Annotated in this window: 21 protein-coding genes; 7 read left to right on the forward strand and 14 right to left on the reverse strand. The window is 60.1% G+C overall.

Annotated elements, in window-relative coordinates; translation table 11 throughout:
• Positions 1–45: 45 nt before the first annotated feature.
• A complete protein-coding gene (locus ACN0X0_RS13735; RefSeq protein WP_417279614.1) occupies positions 46–534 on the forward strand; it encodes a peroxiredoxin in 489 nt (162 codons plus the stop codon).
• Positions 535–586: 52 nt separating this feature from the next.
• On the opposite strand, the gene ACN0X0_RS13740 is transcribed toward ACN0X0_RS13735, so the two are convergent.
• Genes ACN0X0_RS13740 through ACN0X0_RS13770 form a run of 7 tightly spaced genes read right to left on the reverse strand, consistent with a single transcriptional unit; the run spans position 587 to position 7257 of the window.
• On the reverse strand, positions 587–1435 hold the full coding sequence (locus tag ACN0X0_RS13740) for a mechanosensitive ion channel family protein (protein WP_417279615.1): 849 nt from the start codon (positions 1433–1435) through the stop codon (positions 587–589).
• Complete coding sequence (locus tag ACN0X0_RS13745) at positions 1428–1730, reverse strand: 4a-hydroxytetrahydrobiopterin dehydratase (protein ID WP_417279616.1); 303 nt, start codon at positions 1728–1730, stop codon at positions 1428–1430. Before ACN0X0_RS13745 ends, ACN0X0_RS13740 begins: the two co-directional genes overlap by 8 nt.
• Positions 1723–2901: a GNAT family N-acetyltransferase gene (locus ACN0X0_RS13750; protein WP_417279617.1), complete on the reverse strand. Its 1179-nt coding sequence runs from the start codon at positions 2899–2901 to the stop codon at positions 1723–1725. The genes ACN0X0_RS13745 and ACN0X0_RS13750 overlap by 8 nt, the downstream gene beginning before the upstream one ends.
• 52 nt (positions 2902–2953) lie before the next feature.
• On the reverse strand, positions 2954–3712 hold the full coding sequence (locus ACN0X0_RS13755) for a glycerophosphodiester phosphodiesterase family protein (RefSeq protein WP_417279618.1): 759 nt from the start codon (positions 3710–3712) through the stop codon (positions 2954–2956).
• Positions 3712–4170 (reverse strand): RidA family protein, encoded by a 459-nt coding sequence (locus ACN0X0_RS13760; RefSeq protein WP_417279619.1) that lies wholly within the window; start codon positions 4168–4170, stop codon positions 3712–3714. The genes ACN0X0_RS13755 and ACN0X0_RS13760 overlap by 1 nt, the downstream gene beginning before the upstream one ends.
• A 25-nt stretch (positions 4171–4195) precedes the next feature.
• Positions 4196–5521, reverse strand: coding sequence for an HlyD family type I secretion periplasmic adaptor subunit (locus ACN0X0_RS13765; RefSeq protein WP_417279620.1), 1326 nt, complete (start codon positions 5519–5521; stop codon positions 4196–4198).
• Positions 5518–7257 (reverse strand): type I secretion system permease/ATPase, encoded by a 1740-nt coding sequence (locus ACN0X0_RS13770; RefSeq protein WP_417279621.1) that lies wholly within the window; start codon positions 7255–7257, stop codon positions 5518–5520. The genes ACN0X0_RS13765 and ACN0X0_RS13770 overlap by 4 nt, the downstream gene beginning before the upstream one ends.
• Before the next feature lie 226 nt (positions 7258–7483).
• Between ACN0X0_RS13770 and ACN0X0_RS13775 the strand changes: the two genes are divergently transcribed.
• The gene (locus tag ACN0X0_RS13775; protein ID WP_417263453.1) at positions 7484–8260 is read left to right on the forward strand and encodes a VacJ family lipoprotein; all 777 of its coding nucleotides are present in this window, start codon (positions 7484–7486) and stop codon (positions 8258–8260) included.
• Complete coding sequence (locus ACN0X0_RS13780; RefSeq protein WP_417279622.1) at positions 8253–8837, forward strand: MlaC/ttg2D family ABC transporter substrate-binding protein; 585 nt, start codon at positions 8253–8255, stop codon at positions 8835–8837. The genes ACN0X0_RS13775 and ACN0X0_RS13780 overlap by 8 nt, the downstream gene beginning before the upstream one ends.
• Before the next feature lie 59 nt (positions 8838–8896).
• On the opposite strand, the gene ACN0X0_RS13785 is transcribed toward ACN0X0_RS13780, so the two are convergent.
• The 3 genes from ACN0X0_RS13785 to ACN0X0_RS13795 form a co-directional block, all read right to left on the reverse strand.
• The gene (locus tag ACN0X0_RS13785; RefSeq protein ID WP_417279623.1) at positions 8897–9466 is read right to left on the reverse strand and encodes a YbhB/YbcL family Raf kinase inhibitor-like protein; all 570 of its coding nucleotides are present in this window, start codon (positions 9464–9466) and stop codon (positions 8897–8899) included.
• A gap of 92 nt (positions 9467–9558) precedes the next feature.
• Positions 9559–10350: a helix-turn-helix transcriptional regulator gene (locus ACN0X0_RS13790; protein WP_417279624.1), complete on the reverse strand. Its 792-nt coding sequence runs from the start codon at positions 10348–10350 to the stop codon at positions 9559–9561.
• 10 nt (positions 10351–10360) lie between these two features.
• Positions 10361–12550 (reverse strand): transglycosylase domain-containing protein, encoded by a 2190-nt coding sequence (locus ACN0X0_RS13795; RefSeq protein WP_417279625.1) that lies wholly within the window; start codon positions 12548–12550, stop codon positions 10361–10363.
• Between the two features lie 271 nt (positions 12551–12821).
• On the opposite strand from ACN0X0_RS13795, the gene ACN0X0_RS13800 reads away from it, so the two are divergent.
• From ACN0X0_RS13800 to ACN0X0_RS13810, 3 genes are all read left to right on the forward strand, one after another.
• Complete coding sequence (locus ACN0X0_RS13800; protein ID WP_066604500.1) at positions 12822–13160, forward strand: P-II family nitrogen regulator; 339 nt, start codon at positions 12822–12824, stop codon at positions 13158–13160.
• 34 nt (positions 13161–13194) lie between these two features.
• On the forward strand, positions 13195–14532 hold the full coding sequence (locus tag ACN0X0_RS13805) for an ammonium transporter (protein ID WP_417279626.1): 1338 nt from the start codon (positions 13195–13197) through the stop codon (positions 14530–14532).
• Positions 14533–14630: 98 nt separating this feature from the next.
• Positions 14631–15419 (forward strand): hypothetical protein, encoded by a 789-nt coding sequence (locus tag ACN0X0_RS13810; RefSeq protein WP_417279627.1) that lies wholly within the window; start codon positions 14631–14633, stop codon positions 15417–15419.
• Between the two features lie 35 nt (positions 15420–15454).
• Here ACN0X0_RS13810 and ACN0X0_RS13815 read toward each other — a convergent pair whose 3' ends face one another.
• The 4 genes from ACN0X0_RS13815 to smpB all read right to left on the reverse strand — a co-directional run bounded on the left by ACN0X0_RS13815 (position 15455) and on the right by smpB (position 18635).
• The gene (locus tag ACN0X0_RS13815; RefSeq protein WP_417279628.1) at positions 15455–15835 is read right to left on the reverse strand and encodes a rhodanese-like domain-containing protein; all 381 of its coding nucleotides are present in this window, start codon (positions 15833–15835) and stop codon (positions 15455–15457) included.
• A gap of 162 nt (positions 15836–15997) precedes the next feature.
• Positions 15998–17182, reverse strand: coding sequence for an aromatic amino acid transaminase (locus ACN0X0_RS13820; protein WP_417279629.1), 1185 nt, complete (start codon positions 17180–17182; stop codon positions 15998–16000).
• Entirely contained in the window at positions 17182–18036 is an 855-nt protein-coding gene (gene sseA, locus ACN0X0_RS13825) for a 3-mercaptopyruvate sulfurtransferase (RefSeq protein ID WP_417279630.1), read from the reverse strand. Before sseA ends, ACN0X0_RS13820 begins: the two co-directional genes overlap by 1 nt.
• A gap of 116 nt (positions 18037–18152) precedes the next feature.
• A complete protein-coding gene (gene smpB / locus ACN0X0_RS13830; RefSeq protein ID WP_167600916.1) occupies positions 18153–18635 on the reverse strand; it encodes an SsrA-binding protein SmpB in 483 nt (160 codons plus the stop codon).
• Positions 18636–18729: 94 nt separating this feature from the next.
• On the opposite strand from smpB, the gene ACN0X0_RS13835 reads away from it, so the two are divergent.
• The gene (locus ACN0X0_RS13835) at positions 18730–19170 is read left to right on the forward strand and encodes an ion channel (protein WP_226551093.1); all 441 of its coding nucleotides are present in this window, start codon (positions 18730–18732) and stop codon (positions 19168–19170) included.
• Positions 19171–19194: the final 24 nt, after the last annotated feature.

Below are 19194 nucleotides of genomic sequence, written 5' to 3' on the forward strand. Positions count from 1 at the left end.
TATATCGTCAGAGGACAGAATGACAACGCACAGAGGAACACAAAGATGACGATTGCAACAGGAGACAGCCTGCCGGGCGGCACGGTGCTTGAAATGACGGCAGAAGGCCCGGCGGGAGTTGAGCTTTCTGAGAAGTTCAAGGGTCGCAAGGTTGTGCTTTTCGGCCTGCCGGGCGCCTATACGGGTGTCTGCACCACGGCGCATGTGCCGAGCTTTATCCGCACCATGCCGAAGTTCAAAGAGAAGGGTGTGGACGAGGTGATCTGCGTCTCCGTCAACGATCCCTTCGTGATGGGCGCTTGGGGCAAGGATACCGGTGCGGAAGAGGCCGGAATCACCATGCTGGGCGACGCGGAGGCCGGTTTCATCAAGGCGCTGGGTCTTGATTTTACCGCACCGCCTGCGGGCCTGATCAACCGTTCGAAACGATTCGCGCTTTATGCCGAGGACGGCGTGGTGAAGGTGCTCGAAGTCGAGAGCAGCCCGGGCGAATGCACGATTTCCGCCGGTGAATCTCTGGTCGAAAAAATTTGACTCAGAGAAGATCTAAAAAGAACGCCCGGGAGATGATCCCGGGCGTTTCATTTTATTCGGCAGCATTGAGCAGCGTGCGCGTCGGGAAGGGAATATCCACCCCGGCCTCATCCAGCGCCTCTTTGACCTGACGTTTCATGTCGGCCTGAAACTGGAAAAAGTCGCTGGATTTAACCCAAACCCGGACCAGAAAATCGACAGAGAAATCGCCGAGATTGTTGACCTGAATGAAGGGCTCCGGCTGTTGGAGCGCGCGCGGGTCCGACAGGATCGTCTTGCGGATCACCTCTTCGGCGGTCTTCAGGTTCGCACCATAGCCCACGCCAAAGGTCCACTCGGCGCGGCGGGTCTGGTTGGTCGAGAAATTGGTGATGATATTGCCCCAAACCTGCGAGTTCGGCACGATGACCTGCACGTTGGACAGGTCGGCCAGCTCGGTGAAGTTCAGGGAAATGTCTTTCACGGTGCCCATCTTGCCAGACACTTCGACGAAATCACCGTTCTTGAAAGGACGGAACATGATGATCATCACCCCCGCCGCGACATTCGAGAGCGTGCCTTGCAACGCCAGACCAATGGCGAGGCCGGCGGCACCGATGACGGCGACGATCGAGGTGGTCTGAATACCGAAGGTGTTGAGAATGATCAGGACCGTGAACGCCAGGATCGCATAACGGGCGATATTGGCGAGGAAATTGAACAGCGTGTCGTCGAGGCTTTTATAGCGGGCGCTGATGGCGCGGATGCGACGACCGACCCAGCCGGAGATCATCATCCCGATAATCAGAAGGATCAGCGCGCCCAAAATCGACCCGGCGATGCCCGCCAGAAATTCGAGAGACAGATAGTCCCCGACGGTCTGGCCGTTGTAAATTTCGTAATTCAGGATCTGTTCAAACATGTGCGGCGGCCTCGTCCATTTTTTCTGCCAAATTTATGTCTTTCTGGGTCAGCCCACCGGCATCATGGGTCGAAAGCGTCACTTCGACCGTGCGGTAGACATTGCGCCAATCCGGGTGGTGATCGCGTTTCTCGGCCCAAAGTGCAACCCGTGTCATAAACCCGAAGGCCTCGTTAAAGTTCCGAAATTCATAGCGTTTCGCGATGCCTGTGCCGTTGTCTGTCTCGGTCCAGCCGCGTGTAAGTAACGGCGCGAGGGCCTCGGTGCGGGCGGCGCCCTGCAAAATTTCAGTCATGATCGTCCTCCTCAGGCGTGGATTTGAACGGGCCATATGAGGTGAGTACCTCGACCTCTTCGGCCACGGCGGCGCGTTCGGCCTCAAGGTACTCGGCCACGGCGCGGGCAAAGCCCGGATCGCGCATCCAATGCAGCGAATGCGTCGTGTTGGGCATATAGCCGCGTGCCAGCTTGTGCTCGCCCTGCGCGCCCGCCTCGACCCGTTTGAGGCCGTGAGCAATGGCGTAGTCGATGGCCTGATAGTAGCAAATCTCGAAATGCAGGCTGGGGTGATATTCGGTGCAGCCCCAATAGCGTCCGAACAATCGATCCCGCCCGATGAAATTCAACGCGCCCGCAATCGGCACCCCGTCGATCTGTGCCAGAACCAGCAAGACGTCGTTGCGCATGGTCTCGTGCAGCTCCTCGAAGAACGCCCGCGTCAGGTAGGGCGAGCCCCATTTGCGGCTGCCGGTGTCCTGATAAAAGGTCCAAAACGCATCCCAATGGTCAGGCCGGATGTCATCACCCGTGAGCTGAATGATCTCGCCGCCAAAGCTCTGCGCTTGTGCGCGTTCCTTACGGATGTTCTTGCGCTTGCGTGATGACAGAACGGCGAGGAAATCGTCGAACGTGGCATAACCCGCGTTGTCCCAGTGAAACTGCTGCCCGGTGCGGTGCAAAAGCCCCATGGCCTCGCCAGCGGCCACTTCGTCCTCAGAGCAAAACGTCATGTGCAGCGACGACAGCGTGTTCTGATCCGCCACCTCAACCGCACCTTGAACCAATGCGGCCTTGCCGATGTCTTCGAACCCCGGGCGGGTCAAAAGCCTACGGCCTGTCACGGGCGTAAACGGCACCGCGATCTGGAGTTTCGGATAGTATCGCCCGCCCGCGCGCTCATAGGCATCGGCCCAGCCGTGATCGAAAACATATTCGCCCTGGCTATGGCCCTTGGCATACATCGGCGCGACGGCGATCACCTGATCACCCGCGCGCGCCACGAGATAGCTGGGCTGCCAGCCGGTGCCGGGACCGACCGAGCCGGAGTTTTCCAAAGCCATCAGGAATCGATGCGTCACGAAGGGATCTTCGGACCGCCCAAAGTCGGGAGCTGCACAAGCATCCCAGTCCTCCGGCGCAATCGCACCGAGGCTGTTCATCAGGCTGATCTCGATCTGGTCGGTCATAAAGGTCCCGCGCGCAACGTCTGGTTAGAAACTGGCACGCAGGGTCTTGGCGTCAAGTCGGCAGGTAGCCCTCAAAGGTGATATTTTCCGCAATCTTGCGTGCCTCCGCCTCGTCTTCCGGGTTTCGGATCGTCCAGCACAGAATATGTGCACCCGCCTCTTTCAGTTCAGCGACCCGAGGCGCGTCGAGGTTCGACCACTGGTGACTGATGAAAGACGCGCCGACGCGATCATAATCCTCGATGAGTCCCAGGGTCTCGCGGCGGTCGGCGGGGATGAGTTTCGCGCCCTCGTCCTCCCAATTCGCGGTGGTGATGCCGCGCGGCAGATGGGGGCACAGCTCCGCCAGAACCGCGACCGAATGCGGGTTGAAGGACATGAGTGCGACAGGGCCATCGTAGCCCTCAAGCACTTTGGCGGCAGCCACTTCCAAGGCGCCGACACTGGGGCCCATCGCGCCATCCTGATCCTTCACCTCGATCAACATGGGCACGCGCCCCGCGACGTGATCCAGCACCTGTTTCAGCGTCGGCACCCCGACCTCGCCGGTTTTGAACCGAAGCGTAGACAGGGCCTTGGAGCTTTGGAGCGCAAAGGCGCCGTGGCCCTCGGTCAGGCGATTGAGCGCATAGTCGTGAAACACCATCGCCACCCCGTCCGAGGACAGTTGCAGGTCGATCTCGATGCCAAATCCCCGCGCGATCGCCGCATCGATGGCGGCGATGTTGTTCTCGGCGCGGGCGATATTGTCATCGTGCAAGGCACGATGCGCAATGGGCGCCTTTAGAAAGGCCTCTGGCAGAGTGGGCATCAGGCGAGCTCGAAAATCGCTTCGATCTCGACCGCGACGCCCAGCGGCAGGCTGGCGGCAGACACGGCGGAGCGGGCGTGACGGCCCATGTCGCCCATCACCTCGACCATCAAATCAGAGGCACCGTTGACCACTTTGGGTTGTTCGGTGAACTCTGCGGTCGAATTGACGAACCCGACGAGTTTCACCAGACGCTTCACCTTGGAAAAATCGCCCTCAACGGCGGCGTTGGCTTGGGCCAAAAGCGCCAGCGCGCAGCTTTGTGCCGCCTTCGCACCGTCTTCCGTGGCCATGTCCGCGCCCAGTTTGCCACAGATCAGCCCGTCGGGACCGTTGGAGATTTGCCCGGAAATAAAGAGCTGATTGCCGCTGATCACATAGGGCACGTAGTTGGCCGCGGGCGCAGGTGCGGCGGGCAGGGTGAGGCCGAGCTCGGAGAGTTTTGCGGAGAGATCCATGGGGAGGGTCCTTTGTCGAATGGCGTTATTTCTCGCGGAAGGCGCGGGTGAAATAATCCGTAAGGGGTTTTGTCAGATAGGCCAAGGGTGAGCGTTCACCCGTGGACATATAGGCTTCGACCGGCATGCCGGGAATGAGAACGGTCCCCTCGGGCAGACGCGCGCGCTGTGCTTCGGGGAGGTGGATGTCGGCGCGATAATAGCTCGCGCCGCTCGCCTCGTCGACAAAGGCATCGGCGGAGACTCGCATCACCTGACCTTCGAGCTCGGGTGTGGTGCGCTGGTCAAAGGTCGTGAACCGCAGGCGCACGGGTTGGCCGGGGTAGACCTGATCGACATGGGTCGGGCTAACCCGCGCCATGATGATGAGCGGGCGGTCTTGGGGCACGATGTAAAGCGCGGGCTGTGCGGGCGGGATCACCGCACCGGGGCCGAACACCGAGAGGCCATAGACCACACCCGCCACCGGCGCGCGAATGTCGAGCCGCGCCAGACGCGCCCGCAGCCCCGAAATCTGTTCGCGCAGACGGCTGACGCTGGCCTGAATGTCGCGCAGCTCGGTGATGGCGGATTCGCGGCGGTCGCTGCTGGCCTTGAGGATGTTCAGCTCGATCTCCGTGATCTGCACCTGCGCTTGAGCCTCGGCCGTCTCCAGCCGTCCGATCTCGGCCGCATATTGCACGGCGTCGCGGCGAATGCCGATGACGCGGCTTTGCTGGGTCAGTCCGCGTTCAAGCAATTCGGTTTGCGCCGCGAGGTCCTCTTCGATCAGCGACAATTGCTCGGAGAGCGCGGATTTTTGCGTCGCGAGGCCTTCGATCTGAACCTCGATCTGGCTGCGTTGCTTGTTGAGTTGTTCGATCTCGGCCTTGGCCGTGTCCTGACGCGCCTGGAACAGGTCTTTTTGCCCGGCCACAGAGCGCGCGACCTGAGGATCTTCGGCCATGCGGTCGATCAACTCTTGCGCTAGCGTGATGGTCGGCGCGCCGTCGCGCTCTGCCTCAAGTCTGGCGACGCGGGCCAGAAGTTCGAAAAGCTGGGTTTCCTGAAGCGAGATTTCGTTGAGGTAATCCTCCGACGACAATTCGATCAGCAGGGCACCTTTTTCGACCATATCCCCCTCGCTGACATGCACAGCGGCCACTTCGCCACCATCGCGATGGGCGACAGCCTGACGGTTCTGTTCGACTTGAAGCTGGCCGGCGGCCACAACGGCGCCGTCAATGCTTGCGAAAATAGCCCAGCCGCCAAAGCCGCCGATCAGAATTGCCATGCAGGCGAATCCGAACCAGATTGCGCGGCGGGCGGACCATGTGTTCTCTTGGCTTTTGTTCTGGGTTTGCGCGGTCATTGGATGCCCCCCTGACCCGCGTCTTTGCGCAAGATGTCTTTGGAGTTCTTGACCATCTCGCTCAACACCTGATCGCGGGGCCCAAAGGCGCGACGCAGCCCACCGTCCAGCACCATGAGCTTTTCGCATTCCTGAATCGCAGAGGGGCGATGCGCCATGATCAACACCGCGCCGCCTTCGGCCTTGTGCCGCCGGATTGCGGCGTTCAAGGCGATGGAACCCGCGTTGTCCAGATTGGAGTTCGGTTCATCCAGAATGACGATCACCGGATTGCCGTAAAACGCCCGCGCCAAGCCGATCCGCTGCAATTGCCCACCGGACAACAGCCCACCGGCCGAGGCGACAGGCGTGTCATAGCCGTCGGGCAGCGACAGGATCAGATCATGCGCATCCGCCTTTTTAGCGGCTGTAATCACCGCTTCCGCATCGGGGCTGAGCGCCAGCTTGGCAATGTTTTCGGCAATGGTGCCGTCGAAAAGCTGCACCTGTTGCGGCAGGTAGCCGATGTAGCTGCCAAGCGCTTCGCTGGCGTAATGCTCCAGTTTCGCACCAGCCAGCCGGATCGCGCCGCTGGACGGCGCCCAGACCCCGGTCAGAGCGCGTGCCAGCGTGGATTTACCCGCCCCAGACGGCCCGATCACGCCCAGGGCTTCGCCCGGCGCCAGATCGAAACTGATCATCCGCAAAGAGGCCTGTTGCTGACCCGGGGGCACAACAGAGACCTGTTGCACGGTCAACGCGGCCGTGGGGCGCGGCAATTCGGTGCGGGTGACATCGGCGGGATTTTTGCCCAGCAATTCGGCCAGATCGCCCCAGCCACGTTGGGCATGCTGCAACAGGTTCCACTGACCGATCAAAAGATCGACGGGCTGAAGCGCGCGCCCAAGCAGGATGGAACTCGCGATCATGGCACCCGGGCTGATCTGACGCTCCAGCACCAGCCAGGCCCCAAGCGCCAGCATCGCCGATTGCAAAAACAACCGAAGCGCGCGGGAGGCGGCGGTGAAGCCATGGGTGGTGTCCTCGCTCGCCACGGATTTCTCCAAAGCGGTCTCGCGCGCTTTCAGCCAGCGGCGATAGGCGGCCTCTTTCATGCCCAAAGCGGCCAATGCCTCGGCGGCGGTGGTCATCCGGCTGGCGGTTTGAGCGGCCTCGCTTTCGGCGCGGATCACGGCGTCTTGCATCGGTTTTGCCGCAGAACGATGCAGCAGCGCGACCCCCACGAGGACGGCGCCGCCGCCGACAGCCAAAAGGCCGAGATAGGGGTGAAACAGGCTGATCCCAAAGAGAAACAACGGCGTGAAGGGCAGATCGAAGAGCGCGGCCAACGCCGGGGAACCGAAAAAACGACGAATCGCGGTGAGATTGTCCATGCCGCGGATTTTGCGGCTTTCGCGCGGATTATGGGCCGCCTGCGCCATGGTGGCGTGAAACACGCGGGTCTCCAAGCGGCTTTGAAACCGTGCAGCAACGCGCGATAGGATGTGCGCACGTGTGCCATCCAGAAGCCCCATCATCAGATAGAGAAACGCGACGATGGAAAACAGCGCGAGCAGCGTCGCCTCTGAGCCTGAGCCCAGAACCCGGTCGTAAACCTGCAACATGAAAAGCGGGCCAGTGAGCATCAACATATTGATACATATTGAGAATATCCCAGACATCCAAAATAGGCCGCGCGATTCGCGACGTACGCTGGAAAGCTCTCTCTGGCCGAGGCGGATGTCTTCCTGTGTCATGTCGATGTCTTAGCTCGGTCTTGTCTGATATGGCAGATTTGCCTGTCGCATATGGCGTGAACCACAGGTGATCTGTTGAAACAATGTCACAGGATAGATATCAGAGTGTGTGTTAATATTGGGCTTCCGGTTCAGGGATACTATCTCGCGGTATAGCCATGGGGATGACGCCTGTCACCTGGTCTGCCCGATTTGCCTTGATGCCTTAGCCCGAAGGTCTGCTGCCATGTTTTCATCTTTCTCAGTGCGGGGTCTGCCCGCCCTTGCCGCTGTTTCGGGGCTTGCCCTTTTGGCGGGGTGCGCCACACCGGGACCGGACGGGATTGCCGATCCTTATGAGGAGGTGAACCGCGGCTGGCATGACACCAACATTGCGCTCGACAAGGCGGTGATCAAACCGGTGTCGACGGCCTATGGCACGGTGGTGCCCGATCCGCTGCGCAAAGGGTTTTCCAATGTCTCCGACACGCTGGGTATCCCCGGCACAGTGGTGAATGACGTGTTGCAGTTCCGCCTTGGCGATGCGCTGCACAACACGGCGCGTTTCGCGGTGAACGCCACGGTTGGGATCGGTGGGCTTTTCGATCCGGCGACCGAGATGGGGCTCGAAGAGCGCGACTCCGACTTTGGCGAGACGCTTCACGCCTGGGGCGTGGGCGAAGGGGCTTATGTCGTCCTGCCGCTTTATGGCCCCTCGACGGAGCGCGATTCCATCGGACTTTTGGTCGATATTGCGCTCGATCCCGTGGGCAACCTCTTGGGCAACCCCGAGAAAAGCTACAAGACCGGGCTGAAAGTTGCCGACCTTGCGGACACACGGTATCGTTACTCCGATCTCTATGAATCTGTGATTTACGACAGTGCCGACAGCTATGCCCAGATGCGTTTGACCTATCTCGACAACCGTCGCTTTGAATTGGGCACACCGATTGCCACGGGGAATGGTGAGGCCGCGGGTCAGGGCGCAGCACCCTATGATATTTACGAGGACTTCTATGAGTGATTTCGCTTTTTCGCGCCGGTCGGTTCTCGCCGCTCTGGGCGCAACTCTGATCTTGCCGCAGGCCGCGCTGGCCTTTTCCGCGCCTCAGGCAGAGGCGCTGATCGGCAAGGCGGTGAATGACATCAACGCCATCATCAATTCGGGCAAATCCGAAGCTGCAATGTATGTCGATTTCGAACGTGTTCTGACGCGGTATGCCGATATGCAGAACATCGCGCGTTCGGTGCTTGGCCCGCCCGCGCGTTCCGCCTCTTCGGCACAGCTCAACGCCTTCACCAAAGCGTTCCAGACCTATGTCGCCCGCAAATACGGCTCGCGCTTCCGCGAATTCATCGGTGGCAAGGTTCAGGTCAACAGCACGCAGCAGATCAACTCTGTCTATGACGTGCGCTGCACCGCGATTCTACGCGGCGAGCCGCCGTTTGCGATCTCTTTCATCGTGCATGACAAGGCGGGCAAGTTCATCGATTTGCAGATCGAAGGGATTTCTTTGCTGAAATCCGAACGTGCCGAGATCGGTGCGATGCTCGACAAAGCCGGTGGTAGCATCGATGCGCTGACGGCGTCGCTGCGCTGAGCGTCACGCCTCTGAACGATGGAAGGGCTGCGGATCGAACCGCAGCCCTTTTTCGTGCTTTAGCGCGTGTAGACCGCTGTCAGTTTCGCGGTCGCGATGGTCTGGCTGTTGATCATGTAGCCTGCGATGGCGTTGGTGGCCCCTTCCGGCAGGTCGAGCTTTGCCGACAGCGCATGCAGCGTGAAAATATAGCGATGCACCTCGCCCGGCGGCGGGCAGGCTCCGCCAAAGCCCAAGCTGCCATAATCATTGCGAAGCTCCATAGCGCCTTCGGGCATCGCATCCGTGCCGCTTGCGCCCGTCGTGAGGCCTGCGGCTTCGACGGGAATGTTGACGATCCCCCAATGCCACCACCCCGAGCCGGTCGGCGCGTCCGGGTCATAGGCGGTGAGCGCCAGGCTTTCGGTGCCCTCCGGCAGACCGGACCAGGCAAGATCGGGAGAACGATTGCCGCCGGTGCAGCCGAAGCCCTCGAACACCTGTTCGGTGCTCAACTGCATCCCCTCGACCATGCTTTGGCTGGTCAGTTGAAACTCTTCGGCGGCGAGGGCGCCAGAGAGGGCGACGCTCAAGGTGAGAGCGGCGAGGGCCGTCGCGCCAAAGCGCGTGAAGGAACGAGTGAAAGACATGTGTCATCCTTTTCAAATCAGTGATGGGATGACTTTAGGCGTGGGAGGTCAGGCGCGCTTCCGCTGGTCGGGCAAAAACTATCGGCAAACGATCAGGCTTCGACCGTTCGGATGGATTTCGGTGGGATACCAAAGCGTTTCTTGAAAGCGTCCGAGAAATGCGACGGTGTTTTGAAACCACAATCCAGCGCAATTTCGGAGATCGGCTGGCCAGTGGTCTGAAGCAACCCCAGCCCGCGTTCCAGCCGGGTGTTCAGCAGGATGCCGGAAAACCCATGCCCGGATTTGGCCAGCCAGCGGCGCAGCGTCGCCTCGGACATGCCCAGATCGCGTGCCACCTCGGGCGCGCGCCAGTCGTGGCTCAGATCGCGCTCGATCAACTCGCGCACCCGCGCGTGCGGCGTGTCCTCGCCCAAAAGCGGCAGCACGACACCTTGGTGTTTCAACCAAATGAGCGGCTCCAACAGGCGATGCCTGCGGATTTCGGGCGGCAAGTCGGTCGTGGCGAGCGTTTCTTTCAAAAGCCGCAACACGGCCTGCGGCTGATGCGAGGCCGCGCGCAGGATCTGGATGCCGGCCTTGCGTTGCAGCACCGGGGTCTGCGTGAAGACCTCTTCGATCAGATCGTCGGAGAAATTCACCCCCTCCGCTTGATAGTGCCGATCCGCCAGCGGGCGGTTCTCCATTGTCAAAACGACGCCGGGCGGAAAGATCATCACATCGCCTTCACGCCCCTCGATTTCACCATGCAGGGGACAGGTGACGACCTTTGATCCGCTGCGGATGAAGATCAGAAAGGGGCGGCGAAAATAGAGGTCGGTGAATCGCGCCGCCGTCGCCTGGCTGACCGGGGCGATGGACACGTCGCATGCAGACCTGTCCATCGCCCCGCCCTCAGTTGCCATTGCCGAAAATCGCCCCCAACAGGTCGATCAACACATTGTCGGCCTTGTCATTGCTGCGCTGACCGTTGCCGGTGGGCTGAGCGCGCTGCACTGTTGGCGGGTTGGCGGGTCGGATCATCGGCAGGGGTTTCGGCTCGAGGCCGTCTTGCACCTGCGCCATGGTCCGTTGCCAGATCTCGGCCGGAAGACCGCCACCGGTCACGCCGGTCAGGGGCGAGTTGTCGTCGTAGCCCATCCAGACGCCCGCGACGTAATCCGCCGTGAAGCCCATGAACCAGGCGTCGCGTGCGGCCTGCGTCGTGCCGGTCTTGCCCGCCACTTCGACGCCCGGGATTTGTGCTCGCGCGCCGGTGCCGCCTTGGACGGCGTTATACATCATGTAGATGAGCTGCTGCGCGCTGTCGGGGGTGATCACACGTTCGCCAAGCCCGCCTTCTTGCCCCATCAGAGCCGTGTTGTCGCCCTTGAGACGCAGGGATTTCAACCCGTAAGGCGTCACCGACGAGCCGCCGTTGAGAATGCCCGCGTAGGCGCCGGTCATCTCCAAAAGCGTGGTTTCCGAGACGCCAAGCGCCAGCGCAGGCCCCTGTGCAAGGTCGCTCTCGATGCCGAACGTCGAGGCCACGGTGCGGACATTCTCAAGTCCCGCATCCATCGCCAGCTCGACCGCGGGGATGTTGTAGCTGTGTTTGAGCGCGTCCGTGACGGTCACGAGACCATGGAATTTGCGATCATAGTTCTGCGGCGACCACGGGCCGGAGCCGGGAATGTTGAGCGTGATCGGTTCATCCATAATGGGATCGTCATAGGACCACCCCATGTCCAGAGCCGTCGCATAGACGAAGGGTTTGAACGACGACCCCGGCTGACGTTTCGCCTGTGTCGCACGGTTGAAGGCGCCCGAGACCTTGAGCTTGCGCCCGCCCACCATCGCACGGACAGCGCCGTCGGCGGACATCACCACGATGGCGGCCTGTGCCTCGGAGCCTTCGCGCACTTTGTTCTCGAAAATCCAGATCAGCGCCTCTTCCGCCGCCGCCTGAATGCGTTGATCGAAGGTCGTTTCGATCACCACATCTTCGGTCGTGTCACGCGTCAAAAAGTCCGGCCCCGCACCCATCACCCAATCGGCAAAATAACCGCCCGCGCGTTTCTCGGCGGTCTCGGACAGTTCGGCAGGGTGCGATTTCGCATAGGCGCGCTCCTCGTCGGAGATATAGCCCTGTTGGTTCATCAGCAGCAAAACGATGCCTGCACGCTCTTGCGAACGCTCAAGGTTGTTCGTCGGCGCATAGCGGGTCGGCGCGGTCAAAAGACCGGCGAGCATGGCGGATTCGGCGATGGTCACCTCGGCGGCGGATTTGCCGAAATAGCGCTGTGCGGCCGCCTCGAACCCATTCGCGCCAGAGCCGAGATAGGCCCGGTTCATGTAGATCGAGAGAATCTCATCCTTGGAATAACGGGCCTCCATCGCCATGGCGTAGACAGCCTCTTTGGCTTTGCGCGCGATCGAGCCTTCGCGGCAATCGGCCTCGTATTCCGTCTGGTTCTTCCACTTGTCCGGATCAAAGGGCACGCCAAGGCACAGGAGTTTCGCCGTCTGTTGCGTCAGGGTCGAGCCGCCATGGCCGGATAGCGGACCACGCCCCTCGGAGAGGTTGATCCTCACCGCAGAGGCGACACCGCGTGGTGAGACGCCGAAGTGGCGATAAAAGCGTTTGTCCTCGGTCGCGACAATGGCGTTTTTGAGGTAGGGCGAAACGGTGTCTGCCGTGATCTGGCCCCCGAATTGTTCCCCGCGCCAGGCAAAGACTGAGCTGTTCCGGTCCAGAAGCGTAACCGATCCCCGCGCGCGCCCATCGAGAAGCTCGGAATAGGGTGGCAGGGTGGAATAGATGTAAAAAACGGCAATGCCCAAAACAACGGCAAAGGCCAGTGCACCGCGTGAGAACGCCAGCCAGATCAGCCGTCCGACCCAGCGCAGCAGCCCGCCCACCAGACGCACGATCGGATTCGACGACCGTTTGCGGGTAGAGGCCCGCTTGGGTTTGCGCGCAGCGGTTTTCTTGCGGAGAAGAGGCTTTTTTGCCTTTTTTTCCGGCTTTTTCTTGGCTTTCGTGCCGTTGGGATAGCGCCGATCTGCGACCAGTTTCCGCTTTCCGCCGTTGGGTCCTGTCATGTTTTGCTCGATTTTTTGCCAGGTTTTGATTGCAGAGGACCTTAATGACTTGGGTCGCGAATGTTGAGGGGAAACGAGTCGCGCGGACCTCTTTATTTTTCTGCTTATTTTTTGATCTTTGTGCACAAAATGTATAATTTTTAGGCGCAAGTGCTTGAAAATGACTCACGGCAAGCCGTCGCATCGCTTGTGAAGAAACGCCTAACGTCGTTTTGCTGAGCCGTGGTCGCACCAGCAGTGGCGCCACCCGCTCAAACGGAAGGGGAAAAACGTGAAACTCATTATTGCTGCAATCAAGCCATTCAAGCTTGAAGAAGTCCGCGAAGCGCTGACCGGGATCGGCGTTCGGGGCATGATGGTGACGGAGATCAAGGGCTTTGGCTCTCAGTCCGGTCACACCGAGATCTACCGCGGCGCGGAATATGCCGTGAACTTCGTGCCGAAGGTGAAACTTGAGATCGTCGTGGCCGATGCCATGGCCGAGCAAGTTGTCGAAACCATCGCAACCACCGCCAAGACCGACAAGATCGGCGACGGCAAGATTTTTGTCCTCGACGTGGAAGGCGCAACCCGCGTCCGTACCGGCGAGACCAACGACGACGCGATCTAATCGCGCTTACCCGAGACGAAAGGGACTGAAACCTATGAAACTCACCAAGCTCATTCCGGCCACTGCGCTCGCGACCGCGATGCCGCTTATGGCCTTTGCGCAGGACGCTGAAGAAGCCGTCGCTGCCGTCGTGCCGACCGATGTCGTCTTTATCATGAACACCGTGCTGTTCCTTATTGGCGGCTTCCTCGTGTTCTTCATGGCTGCTGGTTTTGCCATGCTCGAAGCCGGCCTCGTGCGTTCGAAAAACGTTGCGATGCAGCTGACCAAAAACGTGGCCCTCTTCGGTCTCGCCTCGATCTTTTACTACCTGATCGGCTACAATCTGATGTACCCGCTGGGCACCTGGTCGGTCGAAGGTGTACTCTCCGGCGTCTTCGGCCCGGGCGTGCTCGAAGCTGTTGGTGTGACCGCCGATGCTGTGGACGATTACTCCTACGCCTCCACCGGCTCCGACTTCTTCTTCCAGCTGATGTTCTGTGGTGCGACCGCCTCCATCGTGTCCGGTACCCTCGCCGAGCGCATCAAACTGTGGCCGTTCCTGGTCTTCACGATCATCCTGACCTCCATCATCTACCCGATTTCCGCCTCCTGGAAATGGGGCGGCGGTTTCCTCGACGAAGCTGGTTTCCTCGACTTCGCTGGTTCCACCGTTGTGCACTCCGTGGGTGGCTGGGCTGCTCTGGCTGGCGCTCTCATCCTCGGCCCGCGTATCGGCAAATATAAAGACGGCAAAGTCACCGCTTTCCCGGGCTCCAACTTGACGCTCGCCACTCTGGGTACGTTCATCCTGTGGCTCGGTTGGTTCGGCTTCAACGGCGGTTCCCAGCTTGCTATGGGCTCCGTGGGTGACGTGGCTGACGTGTCCCGTATCTTCGCGAACACCAACACCGCAGCTGCTGGTGGTGCGATCGCTGCTCTGATCGTGACCCAGCTGGTCTACGGCAAAGTCGATCTGACCATGGTGCTCAACGGCGCTCTGGCTGGCCTCGTGTCCATCACCGCGGAACCGCTCACCCCGACTCTGGGTGCAGCCACCCTCATCGGTATGGTCGGCGGCGTGATCGTGGTCTTCGCTGTGCCGTTCCTCGACAAGCTGAAAATCGATGACGTTGTCGGCGCGATCCCGGTCCACCTGATCTGCGGCATCTGGGGCACCATCGCGGTTGTCTTCACCAACTCCGACGCCTCCATCGGCACTCAGCTCTACGGTATCGCCGTGGTCGGTGTGTTCACCTTCGTTGTTTCCGGCATTGTGTGGTTCATCCTGAAAGCGATCATGGGTATCCGCGTCTCCGAAGAAGAAGAGATGATGGGCCTCGACAAAGCCGAGCTCGGCATGGAAGCCTATCCGGAATTCTACAAAGGCTGATCCCTTCCTCAGTCTGAATATCCTGAGCCCGGGCGTGTCATTCGCCCGGGCTTTTTCTATCTTGGAAACCATTTCTCAATCATGACGCCCTATGCCTGATGTCGAGTTTCAGAACCCTCGAGGTCTCGATGTTGCGCAAGAATTGCGGTCTTTTTTGTCTCCTTTTGCTCTGGCCTTTTGCGCTGGGGGCTGAGCCTTTGTCGCTTTTGCGGCCCAGTGGGCAGGGTTGGGATTTGGAACGTCAGCCGCTGATCGCAACCGCCCCGCAGCCTTTGGTGAACGCCTCGCTGGGGGGAGCCACGGCCATGGGGCCAAGTCTCTTTGCCGGGCGCGCCGAGGGCAGTTTTTTCGAACCACTGCCGCCGCGTCCGGAGGCGCGTGCCAAGATTCGCACCCTGTCACGCGCGCCTGCCGATATTGCCCTGATCCGCGCCATGATCGGACGCGCCGAAAGCCCGCGCGATGGCTATGACGCCGTGCAACATGGGGCCAAGCGCAAGCCGGGCAAGAAACCGTCGCAGATGTCGCTGGGCGAGATTTTCAAATGGATCGAGGACACGCCGGGCCAGCCGCATGCCATCGGCTATTATCAATTCATCCCTTCGACGCTGGGGCGTCTGGTGATGGAGCTTGATCTGGGGCCGGAGGTGATTTTCACCCCTGCGGTGCAGGACCAGCTGGCCAATATCTTGCTGGCCGATGCGGGGATTTACGAGCTGCGCACGGGGCAGATCACCCGTCATCAGTTCATGAACAATCTGGCCAAGATCTGGGCCGGTCTGCCGACCTCTTCGGGCAAATCGCACTACCACGGCTATGCCGGGAACAAGGCGACGGTGAGTTGGGCCGAGTTTGATCGGGAAATGGCGAAAGCTTTCCCAAGTTGAGAAAAGGACGCCCTGAGGCGCCCTTTTAAGATCATTTAGGTGGCGGGGACAGACTTCGGTGCGCCGGTCGCCATGTCGGTGCCGGTATAGGCCTTGCCCGCGTTTTTCCAGGCGCCAAAGCCGCCTTCCATATGGGCCAGCGGGGTGATGCCGGCTGCGGCACAGGCGGCGGCCACTTTCCCCGAACGCACGCCGGACCCACAATGGAACACGATGCGTTTGCCCTCCTGCGACGGCAGCTTTTCGGCGGAGAAGAAGGACAGCGGCAAGAGGAGCGCGCCGGGGATGTGCTCGAAGGCGTATTCCTGCGGGGTGCGCACGTCGATCAGGGCGATCTCATTGGCGTCAAAGGCTTTTGCCACCTCATCCACGGTCCATGTTTCAAAGGTCAGCCCGTCTACGGTCTCGGTTTTCATAGCGTTTCCTCTGGAGGTTTGTCTGTGCATAGACATATGCGAATAAGATGTATTTGAAAGTCATCTTTTCGTGACGCGCCATTATCTTGGGTGCGACATTTTCAATCTAGCACGAAAAAAGCGCGCCGAAGCGCGCTTTTGATCCATAACTGTCGCGAGAGCTTACTTGCAGGTCTTCGCCACGGCCTGTGCCAAAAGTGGCACCGTTTCTGCGTTCAGCCCCGCGATATTCATGCGCGAGTCGCCAACCATGTAGATGCCGAAGTCCTCGCGAATTTTCAGCACCTCGTCCTGCGTTGCGCCAATGCGGGAGAACATGCCGCGGTGACGCGCGATGAAGTCGAAGCGATCCGAATTGGTCAGGCGCTTGAGCTCGTCGGAGAGCTGTTGACGCAGGCCCAACATGCCCAAACGCACCTCTTCCAGCTCCGCCATCCAGTCGGCTTTGAGCGCCTCGTCGGTGAGGATCATCGTCACCAGACGTGCACCGTGATCCGGCGGGAAGGAATAGTTTTGACGGTTCAAAAAGTTCAGCGTGCCTTGGGTCACCGGGGTCTGCTCGGCGGACTCAGAGATCGCCATGAGGCAGCCGGTGCGCTCGCGGTAGATACCGAAGTTTTTCGAACAGCTTGAGGCGATCAGAAGTTCCGGCAGTTTGGAGGCCAAAAGACGGGTCGCCGCCGCGTCTTCTTCAAGACCGTCACCAAAGCCCTGATAGGCGATGTCCACCAGAGCGGTGGCGCCTTTCTCAGCGATCAGATCGGCGACAAGGCCGTATTGTTCCAGCGTCAGGTTCGCGCCGGTCGGGTTGTGGCAGCAACCGTGCAGCAGCACCACGTCACCCGCTTTCAACGCCTTGAGGCTCTCCATCATGGCGTCGAAATCGACGGTACAGGAGGCCTCGTCGAAATAGGCATATTCGGCGTGGTTCAGTTTCATGAACTTGATGATCGACACATGGTTCGGCCAGGTCGGGTTCGAGGTCCAGATCGTAGTTTCGGGATCGACCAGCTTCGCCAGCTCCAGGGCCTGACGCACAGCACCCGTGCCACCCGGCGTCGCAATGGCGCCAACGCGGGCGTGATCCACGCTGTCGCTCAGAACCAAGGACTTCATCGCCGCGCCAAAGGCCGGATCGCCGGAGAGCGCGGTGTATTTCTTGGTGGTCTCGACGTCCCAAAGCTGCTTTTCGGCCGCTTTGATCGCGCGCATCACCGGGGTCTCGCCCTCGGCATTTTTGTAGATGCCGACGCCAAGATCGATCTTCGTGTCGCGCGGATCGTTTTGATACAGCGCCATCAGTTCGAGGATTTTATCCGCTGGTTGCGGTTTCAGATTGCTCAGCATTACGCGTCTCCAGTCGCGACTTTCAGGTCGCCATACATGCCCCATTCCGCCCAGGATCCGTCGTAAAGCGCGAAAGGCACGCCAAGACGGGTGAGCGCGAGGCCCAAGATTGCAGCACTCACCCCTGACCCACAGCTGGTGATGGCCGGTTTGTTCAAATCAACGCCAGCGGCCTCGAACACGGCGCGCAGCGCGTCGGTGGATTTCATCGTGCCATCGGGGTTCAACACCTCGCCAAACGGCACGTTTCGGGAATTCGGGATGTGACCGGAGGCCAGACCGGCACGCGGCTCAGGGGCCTCGCCACGGAAGCGTTCGCGCGAGCGTGCGTCAATGATCACGTGATCGCCCAGCTTGGCCGAGGCCGCAACCTGTGTCACGTCGCGCACCAATTCGGGGTGCAGTTCGGTGATCATATGGCGGTCGCGAATGGTCGGCGGCTGATCGGTGACCGGGTGGCCTTCGGCTTTCCATTTCGGCAGGCCACCATCGAGGACAGCGACATTGTCCTGACCGAAATATTTGAACATCCACCACACACGCGGCGCGGAGAACATGCCGGAGCTGTCATAGACCACCACCTGATGCCCGTCGCCAATGCCAAGCGCCCGCATGCGGGACATGAATTTCTCGACGGGCGGCAACATATGCGGCAGATCGGAGCGCAGGTCTGCGACCTCGTCGATGTCAACAAACCGCGCGCCGGGAATATGTTCACGCTCATAGTCGTCGAGACAATCGCGCTCCTCCGCCGGCATGTACCAACTGGCGTCGATGAGGCGAAGCTCCGGCGCTTTGAGGTGCTCGGCGAGCCAGTCGGTCGAGACGAGCGTTTTGGGATCGCTATAGGGCATGATCAGACCTTTGCTGAGCTTTCGGGTTCTGCCTTAGCCTTCTCTCAAGGCGCGTGCAAGCATCGCCCGCCGCACATGCGGCTTGCGGCGCAATAAAGTAACTGAGACGTGAAAATTCAACCGCCGTGGCGCAGCAGGCGCTGTTTCTGGCGACCCCAATCGCGCTTGGCTTCCGTCTGACGTTTGTCGACGGTTTTCTTACCCTTGGCGATGCCGAGTTTGATTTTGACCCGGCCCTTATGGTTGAAATACATCACCAAAGGCACAAGCGTCATGCCTTCGCGCCCCGTCGCCTGCCAAAGCTTCGACAGCTCGCGACGCGAGACCAAAAGCTTGCGTTTGCGGCGTTCCTCATGCGGGAACATCGCCTGCTCGTAGGGCGCGATATAGGAGTTGGTCAGCCACAGTTCGCCATTGTCCACCGAGGCATAGCTTTCGGCGATGTTCGACTGGCCGGTGCGCAGCGATTTGACCTCTGAGCCGGTGAGCATGACCCCGCATTCTATGTCATCCTCGATGGCATAGTCGTAACGGGCCCGCCGATTTTCGGCGATGACCTTGTAGTTCTTTTCTTCGGGCGTTTGTTTTTTCTTGGCCATGATGTGTGCTCAGATAGGTGTTTGTGGACGATCTGTCCACTGGCCCCGTGTCTGGAATTCTGGCAAAACATCGGGAAATCTCTTTGAGGCGCCTATGTTCATCCAGATTTTCGTCGGCTCAACCCTGATCCTCCTGTCGGTCTTTGTGGCCGCCTTGGGGTTTCTGGTCATGGAGCTGACTCTGCAACGCGCGCATGGCTGGCTGATCCGCGAACCGCATCGGCCGAAGCTTGCGGTGGTTCTGTTCGGCGCGGTGATTGCGGTCTTGTGGATGATCACGGCGGGGGTCTGGATCTGGGCGATTGGGTTCCGTCTTTTGGGCCTGTTCGCGCATTTCGAAGAGGCTTTGTATTTCTCGCTCGTGGCCTTCACGACGCTTGGGTTTGGCGATTTGTTGCTGCCGGAAAATTGGCGTTTGCTCGGCGGGTTTGCCGCGACGAACGGGCTTTTGAACATCGGGATGATGACCGCGCTCTTGATGGAAGTGCTGCGCCATGTGCGGCGCAACCAATTGGAAAGTCGGCATTCGAGATGAAAAAAAGGGCCCCGAATGGAGCCC

Origin of the sequence: Celeribacter sp. (genome assembly GCF_048270365.1) — a bacterium.
Classification (GTDB): Bacteria; Pseudomonadota; Alphaproteobacteria; order Rhodobacterales; family Rhodobacteraceae; genus Celeribacter.